Here is a 16,920-nt window from a genome sequence, read left to right on the forward strand (position 1 = left end):
CTACTCCCCTGATTCCCAGCTTTCCCAGGCCTTGTCCAGAACGCTCTGCGCTTTCTCCTGGGCCTGGTCAAGGGCTTCCTGAGGATCCTGCTGGCCATTCAGGACACTGTTTACAGCATCCTGCCAAGCAGTCTGGAACTGTGCATCCGCGGGATTCGCCGGCAGTGCGAAGCCGTTGTCGTTCGCCGCGTAAGCAGCTTCGATGGCGGCATTCCAGTTCTCCGCGCCGGCATCCTCGACGAAGGTTTCCTTGATCTTCTTATCGGCCTCCACATTTGCGGTAAACAGTCCGGTGAACGGCTTGCCCTCCTTCTCACGTTCAGTGGCCCTGGCCTCGGCCGCTGCCATCCACGATTCCGTAGCAGTCATGGTCTTGATAAACCGGCAGGCAGCCTCGGGGTTGGAACTGTCAGCAGGAATGGCCCAGGTCGAACCACTCGAATAGGAGAACGGCTCCCCGTCCTTGGTCTTGAAGGTTGTGAAGGTGACGGGGGCGTCCGGAGAGACATCGTTTAGTACGTTTATGTACCACTGCTCCATGGGCATTGCCCCGAGCGTGCCGGTGGCGAATTGATTACCAGCACCGAAGAAGTCCGTCGAATCACGGTACGCCTTCACTTCGCTGAAACCACCCTGCAATTCGTAAACGGAGGACGCAAAGGTTAATGCCTCCACCACCTCAGGTGAGTTCAACTGAGCCGTTCGACCATCCTCGGAAATGAGGGCACCACCGTTGCCATGGACCCACAAGGGCAGGAATTCGGGGAGTTTTGTGTCGTAGCCTATGACCTTCAAATCCCCATTTTCACGCTTTACCATGGCCTCTGCTGCCGCTTCGACCCGGTCCCAGTCGGAACCATCCACATCGGACAGTTCCATATTTGCTTCTGCTAACAATTCGGAATTAGCAAATAGGACTTGCACTTGGTTGAATTCCGGCACTCCGTAGATATTTCCGTCAAATGTAACTTGTTCCACGGCGGTATCAAGGAAATTGTCTATTTCAATTCCCTCGCCGGATATGCATTTATCCAAGGGCATAATTGCGCCACGGGAGGCAAATGTGCCTATTTGATTACGATCAGCATAAATCAATTGCGGCGGTTCCCCAGTGGCAACTGCCGAGAGGAATTGCTGAATATTCAACTGCCCCTCAACAAGGCTGACGTCGACGTTAGCGAGCTCCTCGGTGGCCAAATCGTAACGCGTCTGTCCAATTTCGTCGGACGTTCCAAAACCCATAACGGTCAGCTCGCCACCAAGCTCAGCATCAGGCGGGAACGATGAGGTAACTTCCGGTTCCTCAGGCCCGCCTGAACCTGTTGCGCAACCCGTTGCAACAAGCGCCAGAGCAGCAGCAACGCCAGTCATTTTGAAAACCGAGGACCTCATTGTCGATGGCATACCAGCACACCTTTCGAGTTAGCCTCCAGGACTAAGGTGGCCGCCACCTGCTTGACGACTAATAGTCATATCAGAACACAGGGACAAACAGCCGTCAATGACATGGTATATATCCAGGCTGTAAAACTACTTCGATCCTTGCCCCATACTGCGATCATTTTACCGCCGCGTTTCGGAATATCCTTCCACATTCGATCTGATATCCCCGGAGAAAGAACCGCTACTTTCGAAGTCGAGTCATTGTTATAGAACCAGATCAAAACCTCGATCTGTTACTGCCGGCTGCGAATGCGGGACTGCCTGTATGACTTCGGGGAGAGTTCAACGGCAGGGCCGACGGACGCGATAGCGGGTCTGGCTGCAGGCCAGGGCTATGGTCCGGTCCGGATGACCTTATGGTTGGCTGGCTGAGCCAGGGGCCGCACCACCAATTGATCGATGTTCACATGGTGGGGCGCGTTCAGTGCGTATGCGATCACGTCCGCCACATCGTCGGCGGTGAGCGGCTTTTCAACACCCTGATATACCTTTTGCGCAGCCTCCTCGTCGCCGTCCAACCGGTTCAAGGCAAACTCCTCCGTTCGGACCATGCCCGGCGCCACTTCTATGACCCGCACGTTGTTCTCTGCTTCCTCCAGCCGCAATGTATTGGCCAATGCCCGTTCAGCATGCTTTGCCGCCACATAGCCGCCGCCGGATTCATAAGCCGTAAGCCCCGCCGTCGACGTAAGCAGCAATACACTCCCACGGCCGCTGTCGCGCAAAGCGGGCAGGAAGGTTTGCGTCAGCCGCAGCGTGCCGAGCACATTGACGTTGTACATCTTCTCCCAGTCGGTAATCTTTCCATCGGCGATGGTATCCACGCCGAACGCACCACCAGCGTTGTTGATGAGAGCATCCAGCCCGCCGCCCGCCAAGACCTCGTCTGCAAGTTTCCCGACATCTGCGGAGTCGGTTACGTCTGCAGCGATAGCTCTCGCGCCGGTTTCCTCCGCCAGTTTGGCGAGCCTGTCCTGGCGCCTGGCGACTGCGATGACGTCCCAGCCGGACTTCACCAATGCTCTGACTGTTGCTGCACCAATACCGGAACTTGCGCCAGTGACAAGGGCACGTGGGTTCTTCAATGTATTCGCCTTACTTTCAGGATGTGTATGGATAGTTTTCTCCCGGACTCTCAATCAATTGCGGGCCGCGGTTACAGCAACTGCTTGAGGACGACGGCCTGATTCAGGTCCTGGCTCTTGGCCGAATAAAGCAGCGTGACCGTCTTATGCTCCTCTACAGCGTCCTCCAACGATGCAAGCGCATCATTGTCAGAGAGTTCCGCCTCGTACTTCTTCCGGAATTCCGCGAACTTTTCCCGGTCATGGTTAAACCACTTGCGCAGCTCTGTGGACGGTGCCACGTTTTTAAGCCAGAGGTCGACGGCGGCAGTCTCCTTGGAAAGGCCCCTCGGCCAGAGCCGGTCAACCAAGATCCGAAGACCATCGTCATCAGCTGCCGGTTCATAAATCCGTTTGATTTTCAGCGCCATGATCCGAATCCTACCGCCCGCAACAGCACGTCCTCTCCGGTTCCCACGGCCGTGCGGTTCTCGTGAAACAATTGGCCTCATGGCTGAACATAATCAGGGCACAGACACGCCCGCATCCGAGTCCGTATCCGCGACCAAGCCCGAATCCGCAGCAGTAAACGTTCCTGACCGCCCGGGGCTCGAGGGCCTCGAGGCGAAACTGTCGCCGCGATGGCGTGAGGAGGGAACCTACAAGTTCAATCCGGAGACCAGCCGGGAAGAGGTCTACTCGATTGACACACCTCCCCCGACTGCGTCCGGTTCTTTGCACGTTGGGCACATGTTCTCCTACACGCAGACCGACGTCCTCGCGCGGTTTCACCGGATGCAAGGCAAGAATGTCTTCTATCCGATGGGTTGGGATGACAACGGACTGCCCACCGAGCGGCGCGTACAGAACTATTTCGGTGTCCGCTGCGACCCGGCACTCCCGTACGACCCGGACTACACTCCCCCGGCCAAACCCGCCAAGAACGACCGGGATTTTGAACAGGTGTCCCGGCGGAACTTCATTGAACTCTGTGAAGAATTAGCGGTCGACGACGAGAAGGTATTCGAGAACCTCTTCACAACGCTTGGCCTGTCCGTGGATTGGGACCTGACATACCGCACCATCGATGACACCTCCCGTGCAGTGAGCCAGCGGGCTTTCCTACAGAACCTCACTGACGGCGACGCCTATATGGCCGAGGCTCCCACACTCTGGGACATCACATTCCGTACCGCTGTAGCCCAGGCCGAGCTGGAGGACCGGGAACGTCCCGGCGCCTTCCACCGCATCGGTTTCAAGCTCTCAACCGGCAACGCGGACAGCGGTGCCGGCACCGGCTCATCCGACGGCGTCGTTTTTATCGAAACGACCCGTCCGGAGCTTATTCCTGCCTGCGTGGCACTGGTGGCACACCCCGACGATGAGCGCTACCAGCCGTTGTTTGGTTCGACCGTGACTTCTCCGCTTTTCGGTGTCGAAGTTCCCATCATGGCGCACCCGCTGGCGAAGCAGGACAAAGGCTCGGGCATTGCGATGATCTGTACCTTTGGCGATCTGAACGACGTCACCTGGTGGCGCGAACTGCAGTTGCCCACCCGCCCGGTTGTGGGCCGCGACGGGCGCATCATCGCCGATACGCCGGAGTGGATCAACGGCGACGCGGCGGAAAAGAATTATGCTGCCCTGGCCGGCAAGACCGTCTTCAGCGCCAAAGAAGCGATCGTGGAAATGTTGCGCGGGAGCGGCGACATGGAAGGCGATCCGACGCCGACGACGCATGCGGTGAATTTCTATGAAAAGGGCGATAAGCCGCTGGAAGTAGTTACCAGCCGGCAGTGGTACATCCGCAATGGCGGACGTGATGCAGAACGCCGGGAGCAGCTGATTGCCCGCGGCGAGCAGATCGACTTCCATCCTGCATTCATGCGTTCCCGCTATAAGAACTGGGTTGAGGGTCTCAATGGCGACTGGCTCGTTTCGCGTCAGCGCTATTTTGGGGTGCCCATTCCGGTCTGGTACAGGCTCGATGATGCCGGCGAGCCCGAATACGATCAGCCGGTTCTGCCCGTTTCCGAATCGTTGCCCGTAGATCCCGCGGGCGAACCTGCACCCGGATTCGACGAGTCCCAGCGTGACCAGCCGGGTGGTTTTACCGGGGACCCCGACGTGCTGGATACCTGGGCAACGTCGTCCCTGACCCCGCAGATCCTGGGTGGTTGGAGCCGCGACGAAGAGCGCTTCGGCAACGTATTCCCCTTCGATCTCCGGCCGCAGGGCCACGACATTATCAGGACCTGGTTCTTTTCCAGCGTCGTGCGGGCGGACGCCCTCAATGACAGTCCCGCGTGGAAGCACGCGGCACTCTCCGGCTGGGTCTTGGATCCTGACCGGAAGAAAATGTCAAAGTCCAAAGGCAACGTCGTCGTCCCGACGGATATCCTCGAGCAGTTCGGTTCGGACGCTGTCCGCTATTGGGCTGCCTCCGCACGTCTCGGCGCGGACACAGCGTACGAGGTTGGGCAAATGAAGATTGGCCGCCGGCTGGCCATCAAGCTCCTCAACGCCTCCAAATTCGTGCTCAACCTGGGTGCTACGGCTGATTCAGTCGTAACTGCCGGGGAAGCTGCTGTTGTCACCAATCCACTCGACAAGGCCCTGCTCGCCCAGCTTGCCGGCGTCGTCGACCAAGCAACTGCTGCATTCAACAATTATGACTACGCCCGCGCGCTGCAGATCAGCGAATCCTTTTTCTGGACCTTCACAGATGACTACGTCGAACTGATCAAGGACCGGGCGTATGGGGCGGCCGGCGAGCAGGAGCAGGCGTCGGTACTGGCGGCGTTGGCCACAACCCTGGACAGCGTCCTGCGTTTGTTCGCACCGTTCCTGCCCTTCGCTACTGAGGAAGTCTGGTCGTGGTGGCGCTCCGGGTCGGTTCACCGGGCTCCTTGGCCCACGACGGCGGCGCTGGAGTCGGCGGGTTCCTCAGCCGACATCGCCATGCTGGCAACGGTTGGCGAGGCACTGAGCGGGATCCGCAAGGCGAAATCCGAGGCAAAGGTAAAGCAGCGCACCGAGGTGGTCAAGGCAACAATCAGCGCCCCTGCCCTGCCGCTGGAACAGCTGAAAGCTGGATTGGGCGACCTCAAGGCTGCCGGCAATGTGCGCCAGCTGGACCTGATCGAGCATGAAGCGGAACTCTCCGTCTCCGACGTCGAGCTGGCGTCCGTCGCCGAATAGTGCGGCGAGCCTGCGTGCTGCAGGCTTAAATGCGGTATTTACTGGGATTGGCCCTGCTTGAGTATGAGCCTGCAGGGACTTTTCTTCAGTACAAATGATTAACCGGCGACGCCCCCTCCAGTATGAGGTGGAGGGGGCATCGTCGGTCAGTGGGTGACGGGCACTGATCTCCCGGACTCCGCCGATCTTCAGGTCTTCCCGGCCTCGTCACCCGCCGGCCCCAACCGGACGTATCCGGCTGGATCACTGAATCCTTGGTGTCCGTTCCGCACCCTTATCGAGTGGTACTTAAGTTGTACTCCTGGGCTGGATTAGGCACAAGAGGTTGTCAGTCGAAAATCGGGTCCTCGCTGCGGCTGCGCTTGAGTTCATAGAATCCTGGGTATCCAGCGAGGAGAACGGCTCCGTCCCAGACCTTGCCAGCGTCTTCGCCCTTCGGCGCTGGAGTCATCACAGGACCGAAGAAAGCCGTTCCGTTAAACGCGACGACGGGAGTTCCCACGTCGTGTCCGACCAGGCTGATGCCTTTGTCGTGGCTGGTCTTCAGTTGTCCGTCGTACTCCTCGCTTGTAGCGTATTTTGCCAGCTCCGCGGGCAACCCTGTTTCTTCGAGTGATTCGGCGATGACGGCGTCGAAATCCTTGTTTCCACCCGGATGTATGCGGGTGCCCATTGCATCGTAGAGTTTCTTGATGTGCTGGCTGCCGTGCAATTCAGCTGCAGCGGTGACCACGCGGACCGGCCCCCGCAGCCGCTCCATATTTTCCCGGTGCTCTTCGGAGTCGTCGTTGCCTTCGTTGAGGATGGCCAGGCTCATGACATGCCACTCGGCGTGAAGATCACGGACCTTCTCGACTTCACCAATCCAGCGGGAGGTCATCCATGCCCACGGACAGGCGGGATCGAACCAGAAATCGACGGTGTTCTTCTCACTCATATTCTCTCCTCTGCTTCGCCGGCCATGCCGGCGCAATGTCTTAGAGTCAGGGATGCAGCTGCGGAACAGACGCAAAATACTGGTCTCGGAGTGCAGTCAATGTTTCAGGGTGTCAGGGCCCATTTTGCGATTTATCATGACCGCTCCAACCATCTTGTCCTGCCACGATTGATGCCATCCGGACTCAGTGTCGAACAATGGCGATAACAGGAAGAGGAGACCAAGTATTCCAACGGTAAGGACGGATCCAACGATAACGACGGCGTACCAGAGGAGTGCTTTACGCCAGCCAATGGGCTGGCCGTCAGCGGTGGACACCAGTCGAAGGCCCTTCATGGCATTGCCAGCGGAACTGCCCCTGATCGCCAGCAGCCCGATGAAAAAGATAGCCGCCAACAGCCAGACCACGGCGATGCCCGCCAACGGACCCGCATAGGCCGCGATGATGTCGCTGGTCTGATCATCACCTGTCATGGACATCGCCAGCAGAAATAAACCCAACAGTGCCAGGCCGAAGAAGGACAGCGCCAGAACGGGAATTCCCACGACGATGACGTCAAAGGTCCTTGAACCGATTTGGGCTCCGGCCGATGCTGGTGCGACACCTTGGAGTGCCGGATAAGCGACGTGTGTATCTGCCGGCCGCCCGCGCTCTTTTGATGTTTGAGACACCTGACGACTACCTAAGCGGACTTATTCCGGCGCTTCGCGACGACGTCGTGGGAAATCAGCGTCGGCTCCGCTCCATCCTTGACCACGTCCTCGGTGATGACAACTGACGCGACGTCCTCGCGGCTTGGAAGATCGAACATCACCGGAAGGAGTACCTCCTCCAGGATCGCCCGCAAACCGCGGGCGCCGGTTCCGCGGTTCAAGGCCTGGTCCGCTATGGCTTCGAGGGCCTTCGGATCGAAGTTGAGTTCAACGTTGTCGAGCTGGAACATCTTCTGGTACTGCTTCACCAGTGCGTTCTTCGGTTCAGTCAGAATCTGGATCAACGCCGTGCGGTCGAGGTTTTCCACGGAGGTGATCACGGGAAGCCGCCCGATGAATTCGGGAATCAGGCCGAATTTGAGCAGATCTTCTGGAAGGACGTCGGCGTAGCTGCCATCGTCCTGCTTCAGCGAGCTAAGTGGGGCACCAAAGCCGATCCCCTTCTTGCCGGCCCGCCCGCCAATAATTTCCTCGAGGCCGGCAAAGGCGCCGGCAACGATGAAGAGGACATTGGTCGTGTCGATCTGGATAAATTCCTGATGCGGATGTTTGCGTCCGCCCTGGGGCGGGACTGAGGCTACGGTGCCTTCCAGAATTTTCAGCAGTGCCTGCTGCACTCCCTCGCCGGAAACGTCACGGGTAATGGAGGGGTTTTCACTTTTGCGCGAGATCTTGTCGATCTCGTCAATGTAGATAATTCCCTGCTCGGCCTTCTTGACGTCGTAGTCGGCAGCCTGGATGAGCTTGAGGAGGATGTTCTCCACGTCTTCACCGACATAACCGGCTTCAGTGAGTGCGGTGGCATCGGCGACGGCGAAGGGAACATTCAGCTGGCGCGCCATGGTTTGAGCCAGGTACGTTTTGCCGCAACCGGTCGGGCCGATCATGAGGATATTGGATTTAGCGATTTCCACGTCCTCGGACTGTGATGAATCGCCGAGCGTGGACGCCTTGGCCGCATGTCCGGACTGGATGCGTTTGTAGTGGTTATAGACCGCTACAGCGAGTGACCGCTTGGCCGGTTCCTGGCCGATCACATACTCCTGCAGGAAATTGAATATTTCCTTGGGCTTGGGCAATTCGAAAGTCCCGACATCCGCGACTTCCGCCAGCTCTTCCTCAATAATTTCGTTGCAGAGCTCGATGCACTCGTCACAGATGTAGACGCCGGGGCCGGCGATCAACTTTATGACCTGCTTCTGGCTTTTGCCGCAGAAAGAACACTTGAGTAACTCTGTGCTCTCACCGATGCGAGCCATAGTCAGTCCCCTTACGTGGTTCTCGTTCGAGTCCGCATTTGGTGTCGCGGAGTTCGAATCGACTTTCGATCAAGTTCTACTGTAGGTCAGATTTTACTCCGGTTCAGTAACCAAACACCCTGTGGTGCAAAGTGACGCACCACAGGGTGAGGTTTCGCGCCGGATGGGGTGTTACTTGTTCAGCGCCGTCGCTTTGATCTTGCGGGGTTCGAGGACCTCGTCGATCAGTCCGTAGTCCTTGGCATCTGCCGCGGTGAGGATCTTGTCGCGCTCGATATCCTGATTCAGCTGCTCGGCGGTACGCCCCGAATGACTCGCCAGGGTGTCCTCCAACCAGGTCCGCATCCGCATGACCTCGTTGGCCTGGATCTCGATGTCGGAGGCCTGGCCGCCTTGGCCACCTGCCAGGGCAGGCTGGTGGATCAGGATGCGTGCGTTGGGCAGAGCAAGCCGCTTGCCGGGAGCCCCTGCTGCCAGCAGCACTGCAGCAGCACTGGCGGCCTGGCCGAGGCAGACTGTCTGAACCTCGGGCCGTATGAACTGCATCGTGTCGTAGATGGCCGTCATCGCGGTGAAGGATCCACCCGGCGAGTTGATGTAGATCGTGATGTCGCGTTCCGGGTCGGTTGACTCGAGCACCAGCAGCTGGGCCATGATGTCGTCGGCCGAGGCATCGTCCACCTGCACGCCGAGGAAGATGATGCGGTCCTCAAAGAGTTTGGTGTACGGATCCTGGCGCTTGAAGCCATACGGCGTGCGCTCTTCGAACTGTGGAAGCACGTACCTGTCATTGGGCATCTGTGGGGCCATGCCACCTGCGGCGGCACCGTAATTGAAATTCATTATCTCTCTACTCCTGATGGGTGAAGGAAAGTCTTGCACGACGACGTCGAAAGCGGTTGTTACCGGCGTCCGGCGCCGGTTTACTCCTGGCTGGTACCGCCGCCGCCCGACACCGAACCTGCATGTGCGGAAATGTGGTCGAAGAAACCGTAGTCGAGGGCTTCCTGTGCAGTGAACCACTTATCGCGGTCGTTGTCTTTGAGGATTTGGTCAACGCTCTGACCGGTCTGCTCAGCGGTCAGGTCCGCCATCGTTTTCTTCATGTGCAGGATCAGCTCGGCCTGGATGCGGATGTCCGAAGCCGTGCCGCCGATGCCGCCTGAGGGCTGGTGCATCAGGATGCGCGCGTGCGGTGTCGCGTAGCGCTTGCCCTTGGTCCCGGAAGACAGCAGGAACTGCCCCATGGAGGCCGCGAGGCCGGTGGCTACGGTAACGACGTCGTTCGGAATGAACTGCATCGTGTCGTAGATCGCCATGCCGGCAGTCACGGAACCGCCTGGCGAGTTGATGTAGAGGTAGATATCCTTCTCAGGATCCTCGGCTGAAAGCAACAGCAACTGGGAGCAGATGGTGTTGGCGTTCTCGTCCCGCACCTCTGAACCGAGCCAGATAATGCGCTCTTTGAGCAAACGATTGTAGATGTAGTCATCCCGGCTGGCCGGCTCAACGGTGGCCATTCGGGGGGTCTGGGATTCGGTCGACATTCTCAGTTACCTCTCGCTCTGCATGGAACGGTGGGACAGGCGATGTCCCTAATATTCTCACTGTGGACACTAGCGGGATTCAGGGGTTGTTTGTTTCCCAAACCGGCGCTGTTCGCTGACGGCGCATCAGGCTGCAGGCGCCGCCACGGCGGTTTCGACGGCGTAGCTTTCCGGTGCTGAAATCAGCTGTGACGGTTAAATGACGAAGCCGCCGGACCCTTAGGGACCGGCGGCTCCATAAATCATTTCGGATCAGAAGCGGACTGCAGTGGGGTCGTCGGCGCTGGCCGGCTTTTCCTCATCGGAGACCGCATCCGCCGGCGCGTCAGCATCTGCTGCCTCATCCGCCTCGGCTGCCTGCGCAGCGGCTTCAGCACCCTGCACCTCGCTGGCCGGACGCACGAACTCCGTAAGGTCGACCTCGGCACCTTCAGTGTCGGTGACTTTGGCTTCGCCAAGCACGATCGCCAATGCCTTCCGGCGGCGGACCTCGGAGACCATCATCGGAACCTGGCCGCTCTGGTCGATAATCTGCGCGAACTGGTTCGGGTCCATGCCGTACTGGCTGGCGGTCGAGACGATGTAGTCGATCAGCTCGCTCTGATCAACACCTACTTCTTCCTTCTCGGCGACGGCATCGAGAATGATCTCGTTGCGGAAGGCGCGCTCGGCGTTTTCAGCCACTTCCTTGCGGTGCTCTTCCGAGTCGTGGTCTTCTTCCTGGTTCTCCTGGTTGAAGTGCTGCTCAACCTGCTGCTCGATGACGGACTCCGGAACTGGAACCTCAATCATGTCGACGAGCTTCTCCAGGACCTTGTCGCGGGCCTCGACACCCTGGTCGACAACCTTCGACTGGCTGGCCTGCTTCGCCAGATCGGCGCGCAGTTCCTCCATAGTGTCGAATTCGCTGGCCAACTGGGCGAAGTCGTCATTCGGTTCAGGCAGCTCGCGTTCCTTCACGGCCTGCACGACGACGGTTACCTCGGCATCCTCACCGGCGTGGTCACCGCCGGCGAGCTTGGTCTCGAAGATGGCCGATTCGCTGGCGGAGAGGCCTTCGACAGCCTCGTCCATGCCCTCGAGCATGGTTCCGGCGCCAACCTGGTAGGAAAGATCCGATGCCGTGTCGACTTCCTCGCCGTCGATCTTGGCGCTGATGTCGATAGTCAGGAAGTCATCCTTGGCGGCGGGACGATCCACGTTCTTCAGGGTGCCGAAACGGCCGCGCAGTTCCTCCAGTGACTTCTCTACGTCCTCGTCGGAGGACTTCGCCGGTTCAACGGTAACCTCGATACCCGAGTAGTCAGGCAGTTCGACCTCCGGACGGATGTCGACCTCGACCTCGAAGTTGAGGTCACCTTCGAAGGACTCGGGGTCCGGAACCGCTGTAATTTCAACCTCAGGCTGGCTCAGCGGGTGAATCTCAGTTTCCTGGACCGCGGCCTGGTAGTAACCATTGAGACCCTCGTTGACGGCGCTCTCGATGATGTAGGCCCGGCCAACACGCTGATCGATCAGTTTGTTGGGGACCTTGCCCTTGCGGAAGCCGGGTACCTGAATCTGCGATGCGACAGTCTTGTAGGCCTCGTCAATCTGCGGCTTCAATTCCTCGAACGGAACCTCTACTTTAAGCTTCACCCGGGTGGGATTAAGGTTCTCGACGGCGCTCTTCACAGCGTGGCACTCCTGATAAATGTAGGGGTCTGGAGATAATTCGAAGGTGATACGTCGGGGCGACAGGACTCGAACCTGCGATCCCCTGCTCCCAAAGCAGGTGCGCTAGCCACTACGCTACGCCCCGTAGTGCACAGAACAGTCTACGGGCATTTGGCCCCGCGTGCACATTTGACACCTGGGGCTACCGGTATGATGTAGTTATACCCGTTCGGAAAACGTTCTTTGGAGCACCCGGACAGGTCTCTTCGGGGATGTAGCTTAATGGTAAAGCCTCAGTCTTCCAAACTGATTACGCGGGTTCGATTCCCGTCATCCCCTCCACTTGCCCTTGAAGCCGCGGCTAACGACACACCGGCGCATAATATATAGACTCCCACCACAGGTGAGGGTCTATTTTTTTGCCCGCCGCGCCCTTGTTCATCAGGTAAGCAAGGCCTTCCTTCATTGATTCCTCAACAGGGAGCGGTATTATTTGTACAGATTCAAAATTTGGATCTTGTATAAAGAGCTTAGGCTAACCTCACTGGAACCCGCACTGCCTTGGCTTGGAAGGGAATCACCATGACTGCCACCGTAAACGTAAAACCAGCACCTACAGCCGCCGGCGTTGCCCAGCTGCTGGGTCCCGTCGTCGTCGAACTGACCGCGCTTTCCGTAACCGGCAAGCAGGCCCACTGGCACGTAAAGGGCCCCAACTTTGTCCCCGTGCACGAGCTGCTCGACACCATTGTCGATAATGCACGCGCCTTCGCTGACCTGGCTGCGGAGCGGATTGTCGCTCTCGGCACGCCGATCGACGCGACCCTGGCCGCCGTCGCCAAGCAAACGGCAGCTCCTGCCTTCCCCACCGGTTTCATTACCACGGACACTGCCGTGGACGAGGTCGTCAAGCACATTGATGCCGCCCTCGACAAGGTCCGCGAGACTGTTGCACCCCTCGGCGAGCTCGACGAGACGAGCCAGGACGTTGCGATTGAGATCGTCCGCGGGCTGGATAAGGACCGTTGGTTCCTCGATTCGAGCCGCACGGTCTGATTAGGTCCGTCATGGCGAAAGATTCCGGTTCTCCGGCGTCCGGGCAGCCGCTCGGCGTGGATGAACTCAGCGAACGGTTGAGGAGCCGTGGCCTGCGGGTCACGGGTCCTCGGCTGATCGTGTACAACGCTTTGGCGCACCAGGGCGGGCACCGTTCCGCCGATGAAGTTGCCGTCTCCATCACCGCCGTCGGTCCGTCGCTGCCACGGACAAGCGTCTACAACGCCTTGAAAGCACTGGTCGACGCCGGTTTGATAGATGTGGTCGACGCCGGACCCGGCACCACGCTGTATGAGGTCCGGGGAGAATCCCATCACCATTTCATCTGCCGGCAGTGCAATGCGTTGATTGATGTTCCCAGCGATTCAACCATCGACGGCTCGCTGTTGTCGGAGGTCCCCGGCGCAACAGTTGAATCCGCACAGGTGATCCTTAGGGGCCTCTGTCCCGAGTGCACTGAACGGTCAAAGGCACGGGCATAGCCTGCACCCGACCCAGCAGGAAGCGGATCAGTCCTGCTGGCAGCTGGGGCACCAGTAGAGCTTCCTGGCGCTCATCTCCGCGAGAGCCACCGGCGTGCCGCAGATCCGGCATTCTAGCCCTGCGCGTTTGTACACGTAATGCGCGTCCTCGGCCGGGACGTCAGGGTCCAGGCTGGTACGGTCCCCGGGCGCGGTCGTAATGATCCGGCCATCCCGGACGCCGTCGCCCATCGCCGTAGAAATGTCCTTCCACAGCGAACGCGCTTCTTCGCCAGAGAGGGATTTCCCCAACCGCCACGGATTCAGCCGCTGCCGGAACAACACCTCTGCGCGGTAGACATTGCCTACACCGGCAATAACATCCTGGTTCATCAGCAGCAGCCCTAGTGGACTTCCCCGTGAGGTGATCCGGCGGACGAATTCATCCGGATCGGCGTCCGGCCGCAGTGGGTCCGGTCCAAGCTTGGACAGTACGACGGCGGCCTCGGCTTCGGTGATTACCTCGCAGGCCGTCGGCCCGCGCAGGTCCGCCCACCCATGTTCGGCGACCAGCCTGACGCGGACGGCCCCAACAGGCTCCGGCGGACCGGAGTAGGCCCGCGGGGCTGCTACTGAAGCGCCGCCGTCGTCGTCGCTGATTTCCCGCTCCCCCACCCGCCGCGGGGCACCGATACTCGAGGCACCACGGAATGTGGCGTCTCCGCCGAAGTCCCAGGCCCCATACAGGCCCAGGTGAACCCGCAACAGCAGGTCATTATCGAAGTCAAGGAACAGTTGCTTGCCGTGCGCCGCGGCACTGGTCAAGGTATGCCCGTCGAGCCGTTCCGCCCCGGCGGCGAAGCGTCCCTGCGGAGAGCTGACGGCAACCCGGTGCCCGGCGAAAACGGAATTGAACTGCCTGGCAAGCCGGTGTACGGAGTGCCCCTCCGGCATCGGATCTAGTCGGTTTCCGGCAGCGGGAAGGCACCGGTTGCGGGGCCGGAGCCACGATCGCCGGGCAGCTCGCCGGTGGATTCAAACCGGGCGATCTGCCGTATCCGCCGCTGATGGCGGTCCTCATTGCTGAACGGTTCGGCCAGGAAGGCCGCGATAATCCCCGCCGCTTCCTCCACCGAATGCTGGCGGCCGCCGACAGCGACAACGTTCGCATTGTTGTGCTGCCGTGCCAGAACGGCCGTTTCGGTACTCCACGCCAGCGCGGCCCGAACGCCCTTGACCTTATTGGCCGCGATTTGCTCACCGTTTCCGGATCCCCCGAGCACGATGCCACGCGAGTCGATGTTCGCCGCCTCGTCCGCGAGGACGGCCTTCGCTGCGTTGATGCAGAACTCAGGGTAGTCGTCCAGAGCGTCATACACTTGGGGACCGTGGTCGACGACCTCATACCCCTTGGCGGCAAGATCCTGCTGCAGGTGGGCGCTGAGCTCCATGCCCGCGTGGTCGGTGGCGATATGTACACGCATCTTTTTCCATTCTGGCTCTTCAAATCGGGTCCGCAGAACAGCCTACTGGGTGCGGCGCGACGGTGCTTAGCCTCGGGGCACCAGAATGTCCGATTCTTCGAGCACTTACGGTGCCGGCTTTCGCTACCTTCCGGCGGCGTAGCCTTGTGCGCCGCGGGGGTTGGCGGCGGCGTAGTAGCTGCCGTCGTTGTTCTTTCCCGCGACGCAGAGCCGGCCGAGGGCCCAGTCGCCGGCGCGGGTGATGATGTGTCCGCGGCGTTCGAGATCTGTGATGACGTCTTCACCGAGGCGGTTTTCGACGACGGCTCCGCCGGGTTCCCAGGTGCGGGGCCAGAAGGAGCCGGCCAACGAGGTGGTGTGCATGCTGGGTGCGTCGATGGCTTGTTGCGGGGTGTAGCCGCCGACGATGGTGCGCAGCAGGTACATCAGTTGCCATTGTTCCTGCTGGTCTCCGCCGGGTGAGCCGAGGGCGGTGACTGGTTCGCCGTCGATCATGAGCATGGTGGGGGTCAGGGTGGTGCGCGGGCGGCGGCCGGGTTTGAGCGCCGATGGGGCGCTTTCGTCGAGCCAGGTCATCTGCAGCCGGGTGCCGAGGCAGAATCCGAGTTCGGGGATTGCCGGCGAGGATTGCAGCCAGCCGCCGGACGGTGTTGCGGCGATCATGTTGCCCCAGCGGTCGATGACGTCGATGTGGCAGGTATCGCCGCGGGTTTCGCCGGCCTTGCTGACCGTGGGTTCGCCGGCGGCACCGGAGGGCGCATCGCCGGCGGGGGTGGCTTTCCATTCCTGCTCGGTCAGCAACGGCGGATAGTAGGGGATGAAGCGGTCGATTGTCCCGGGGCGGAATTCGTGTGAGGCCGCCGGGCTGATCTGTGACCGCCGCGCATCGGCGTACTCCTTCGACAGCAGCACCTGCAGCGGTACGTCGGCGGCGCTTTCGGGGTCGCCGTAGTACGCGTCGCGGTCGGCCATGGCCAGTTTGAGTGCCTCCAGGACGTTGTGCGCGCCCTCGGCCGTTGAGGGGTCGATCTCCGCGTCGTCGAAGCCGTCCAGGATCGCCAGCGTCTGCAGCAGTACCGGTCCTTGTCCCCAGGGACCGGTTTTGGTGACCGTGACCCCGCGGAAGTCGATGGAGGTCACCGGTTCAAAGGTTGCGGAGGAGTTGGCAAAGTCCGACGCCGTGATCACCGCGGCGTGATCGGTTCCGCTCGAGTGCCGGTGCGGTGTCTTGAGGAATTCTTCCGCGGCGCGGGCGACGAATCCGGAGCCCCATTCGCGGCGGGCCGCTTCGATCCGTGCCGCCCGGTCCGGTTCCCCCTGGCCGGCTTCGATCAGCCGTTCCAGCGTCCGCGCGTAGGCCGGGTTCTTGACCAGCTCGTTCTCGGCCGGGACCTTGCCTTCGGGCAGCCACAGTTGTGCCGACGTCGGCCAATGCTCGGTGAACAGTTCCTGCACCGCCCGGATCGTCGCCCCGACCCGTCCGACCATCGGGGCCCCGTTGCGGGCGTAATCGATGGCGAAGGCCAGTACGTCGGCCAGTTCCCAGCTGCCGCGCTCGGCCAGCAGCAGCAGCCAGGCGTCGACGGCGGCAGGCACCGCGGCGGCAAGTCCACCCGCGCCGGGAACCATATCCACGCCCTCGCCCTTATAGTGCTCGATCGTGGCCGCCGCCGGAGCAGGACCCTGCCCCATCAACACCTGCGGCGTGCCGCCGACGCCGGCCACAATGGCCGTCATATCCCCACCGGGACCGTTCAGATGCGGTTCCACTACATGCAGCACGAACCCGCCCGCGGCCGCAGCGTCGAAGGCGTTGCCGCCGCGCTCAAGCACCGCCTGCGCAGCCGCCGTCGCCAGCCAATGCGTCGAGGACGTCATACCGAACGTCCCGCGCAGCGTCGGACGGGTCGTGAACTGGTCAGCCGGAGTGAAGGAAGAGGTCATATTTGTAGCCTAACCCGTACCCGATATGGATTTTGCCGTCCCGGCAGAATCCGTTCGCCCGCCGATGAACTTGGCAAAACCGGCTTGAGTGAGAGAATGACTAAATCTGTCTTATTCCTGCGCTGCGCAGGGCCTTGATACTCACAACACTGGA

The 16,920-nt window shown here is 60.4% G+C and carries 15 protein-coding genes and 2 tRNA genes; 4 read left to right on the forward strand and 13 right to left on the reverse strand.

Going from position 1 to position 16,920, the window contains the following annotated elements:
• The 3 genes from ACX80B_RS00105 to ACX80B_RS00115 form a co-directional block, all read right to left on the reverse strand.
• Positions 1–1,371, reverse strand: a complete 1,371-nt coding sequence (locus tag ACX80B_RS00105) for an extracellular solute-binding protein (RefSeq protein ID WP_459291808.1) — start codon at positions 1,369–1,371, stop codon at positions 1–3.
• Between the two features lie 404 nt (positions 1,372–1,775).
• Positions 1,776–2,528, reverse strand: coding sequence for an SDR family oxidoreductase (locus ACX80B_RS00110; protein ID WP_459291810.1), 753 nt, complete (start codon positions 2,526–2,528; stop codon positions 1,776–1,778).
• Between the two features lie 71 nt (positions 2,529–2,599).
• A complete protein-coding gene (locus ACX80B_RS00115) occupies positions 2,600–2,938 on the reverse strand; it encodes a DUF488 domain-containing protein (RefSeq protein WP_459291812.1) in 339 nt (112 codons plus the stop codon).
• A gap of 79 nt (positions 2,939–3,017) precedes the next feature.
• Between ACX80B_RS00115 and valS the strand changes: the two genes are divergently transcribed.
• Positions 3,018–5,708 (forward strand): valine--tRNA ligase, encoded by a 2,691-nt coding sequence (valS, locus tag ACX80B_RS00120; RefSeq protein WP_459291814.1) that lies wholly within the window; start codon positions 3,018–3,020, stop codon positions 5,706–5,708.
• Between the two features lie 328 nt (positions 5,709–6,036).
• On the opposite strand, the gene ACX80B_RS00125 is transcribed toward valS, so the two are convergent.
• From ACX80B_RS00125 to ACX80B_RS00155, 7 genes are all read right to left on the reverse strand, one after another.
• Entirely contained in the window at positions 6,037–6,645 is a 609-nt protein-coding gene (locus ACX80B_RS00125) for a mycothiol-dependent nitroreductase Rv2466c family protein (RefSeq protein ID WP_459291816.1), read from the reverse strand.
• Positions 6,646–6,741: 96 nt separating this feature from the next.
• The gene (locus tag ACX80B_RS00130; RefSeq protein ID WP_459291818.1) at positions 6,742–7,317 is read right to left on the reverse strand and encodes an RDD family protein; all 576 of its coding nucleotides are present in this window, start codon (positions 7,315–7,317) and stop codon (positions 6,742–6,744) included.
• An 11-nt stretch (positions 7,318–7,328) separates the two neighbouring features.
• Positions 7,329–8,618, reverse strand: a complete 1,290-nt coding sequence (clpX, locus tag ACX80B_RS00135; protein WP_459291820.1) for an ATP-dependent Clp protease ATP-binding subunit ClpX — start codon at positions 8,616–8,618, stop codon at positions 7,329–7,331.
• A 171-nt stretch (positions 8,619–8,789) separates the two neighbouring features.
• On the reverse strand, positions 8,790–9,461 hold the full coding sequence (locus ACX80B_RS00140; RefSeq protein WP_459291822.1) for an ATP-dependent Clp protease proteolytic subunit: 672 nt from the start codon (positions 9,459–9,461) through the stop codon (positions 8,790–8,792).
• Positions 9,462–9,541: 80 nt separating this feature from the next.
• Complete coding sequence (locus ACX80B_RS00145) at positions 9,542–10,138, reverse strand: ATP-dependent Clp protease proteolytic subunit (protein WP_459292819.1); 597 nt, start codon at positions 10,136–10,138, stop codon at positions 9,542–9,544.
• A 279-nt stretch (positions 10,139–10,417) separates the two neighbouring features.
• A complete protein-coding gene (gene tig / locus ACX80B_RS00150) occupies positions 10,418–11,839 on the reverse strand; it encodes a trigger factor (protein ID WP_459291824.1) in 1,422 nt (473 codons plus the stop codon).
• Between the two features lie 54 nt (positions 11,840–11,893).
• Positions 11,894–11,966 (reverse strand) — tRNA-Pro (locus tag ACX80B_RS00155).
• Positions 11,967–12,089: 123 nt separating this feature from the next.
• Between ACX80B_RS00155 and ACX80B_RS00160 the strand changes: the two genes are divergently transcribed.
• The 3 genes from ACX80B_RS00160 (at position 12,090) to ACX80B_RS00170 (ending at position 13,359) form a co-directional block, all read left to right on the forward strand.
• Positions 12,090–12,163, forward strand: a tRNA-Gly gene (locus ACX80B_RS00160).
• 240 nt (positions 12,164–12,403) lie between these two features.
• Positions 12,404–12,877, forward strand: a complete 474-nt coding sequence (locus tag ACX80B_RS00165; RefSeq protein WP_459291826.1) for a Dps family protein — start codon at positions 12,404–12,406, stop codon at positions 12,875–12,877.
• A gap of 11 nt (positions 12,878–12,888) precedes the next feature.
• The gene (locus ACX80B_RS00170) at positions 12,889–13,359 is read left to right on the forward strand and encodes a Fur family transcriptional regulator (protein ID WP_459291828.1); all 471 of its coding nucleotides are present in this window, start codon (positions 12,889–12,891) and stop codon (positions 13,357–13,359) included.
• A 27-nt stretch (positions 13,360–13,386) separates the two neighbouring features.
• Here ACX80B_RS00170 and ACX80B_RS00175 read toward each other — a convergent pair whose 3' ends face one another.
• The 3 genes from ACX80B_RS00175 to ACX80B_RS00185 form a co-directional block, all read right to left on the reverse strand.
• On the reverse strand, positions 13,387–14,292 hold the full coding sequence (locus ACX80B_RS00175; protein ID WP_459291830.1) for an Fpg/Nei family DNA glycosylase: 906 nt from the start codon (positions 14,290–14,292) through the stop codon (positions 13,387–13,389).
• Between the two features lie 5 nt (positions 14,293–14,297).
• Positions 14,298–14,822, reverse strand: a complete 525-nt coding sequence (locus ACX80B_RS00180) for a ribose-5-phosphate isomerase (protein ID WP_459291832.1) — start codon at positions 14,820–14,822, stop codon at positions 14,298–14,300.
• Between the two features lie 123 nt (positions 14,823–14,945).
• Entirely contained in the window at positions 14,946–16,766 is a 1,821-nt protein-coding gene (locus ACX80B_RS00185) for a gamma-glutamyltransferase family protein (protein ID WP_459291834.1), read from the reverse strand.
• Between the last annotated feature and the right edge of the window lie 154 nt (positions 16,767–16,920).

The organism is Arthrobacter monumenti (genome assembly GCF_054511255.1).

Coding starts and splice junctions, on each gene's coding strand:
- ACX80B_RS00105 (WP_459291808.1), bottom strand. CDS start 1,371: ATGACTGGCGTTGCTGCTGCTCTGGCGCTTGTTGCAACGGGTTGCGCA.
- ACX80B_RS00115 (WP_459291812.1), bottom strand. CDS start 2,938: ATGGCGCTGAAAATCAAACGGATTTATGAACCGGCAGCTGATGACGAT.
- valS (WP_459291814.1), top strand. CDS start 3,018: ATGGCTGAACATAATCAGGGCACAGACACGCCCGCATCCGAGTCCGTA.
- ACX80B_RS00125 (WP_459291816.1), bottom strand. CDS start 6,645: ATGAGTGAGAAGAACACCGTCGATTTCTGGTTCGATCCCGCCTGTCCG.
- clpX (WP_459291820.1), bottom strand. CDS start 8,618: ATGGCTCGCATCGGTGAGAGCACAGAGTTACTCAAGTGTTCTTTCTGC.
- ACX80B_RS00140 (WP_459291822.1), bottom strand. CDS start 9,461: ATGAATTTCAATTACGGTGCCGCCGCAGGTGGCATGGCCCCACAGATG.
- ACX80B_RS00145 (WP_459292819.1), bottom strand. CDS start 10,138: ATGGCCACCGTTGAGCCGGCCAGCCGGGATGACTACATCTACAATCGT.
- ACX80B_RS00165 (WP_459291826.1), top strand. CDS start 12,404: ATGACTGCCACCGTAAACGTAAAACCAGCACCTACAGCCGCCGGCGTT.
- ACX80B_RS00170 (WP_459291828.1), top strand. CDS start 12,889: ATGGCGAAAGATTCCGGTTCTCCGGCGTCCGGGCAGCCGCTCGGCGTG.
- ACX80B_RS00175 (WP_459291830.1), bottom strand. CDS start 14,292: ATGCCGGAGGGGCACTCCGTACACCGGCTTGCCAGGCAGTTCAATTCC.
- ACX80B_RS00180 (WP_459291832.1), bottom strand. CDS start 14,822: ATGCGTGTACATATCGCCACCGACCACGCGGGCATGGAGCTCAGCGCC.
- ACX80B_RS00185 (WP_459291834.1), bottom strand. CDS start 16,766: ATGACCTCTTCCTTCACTCCGGCTGACCAGTTCACGACCCGTCCGACG.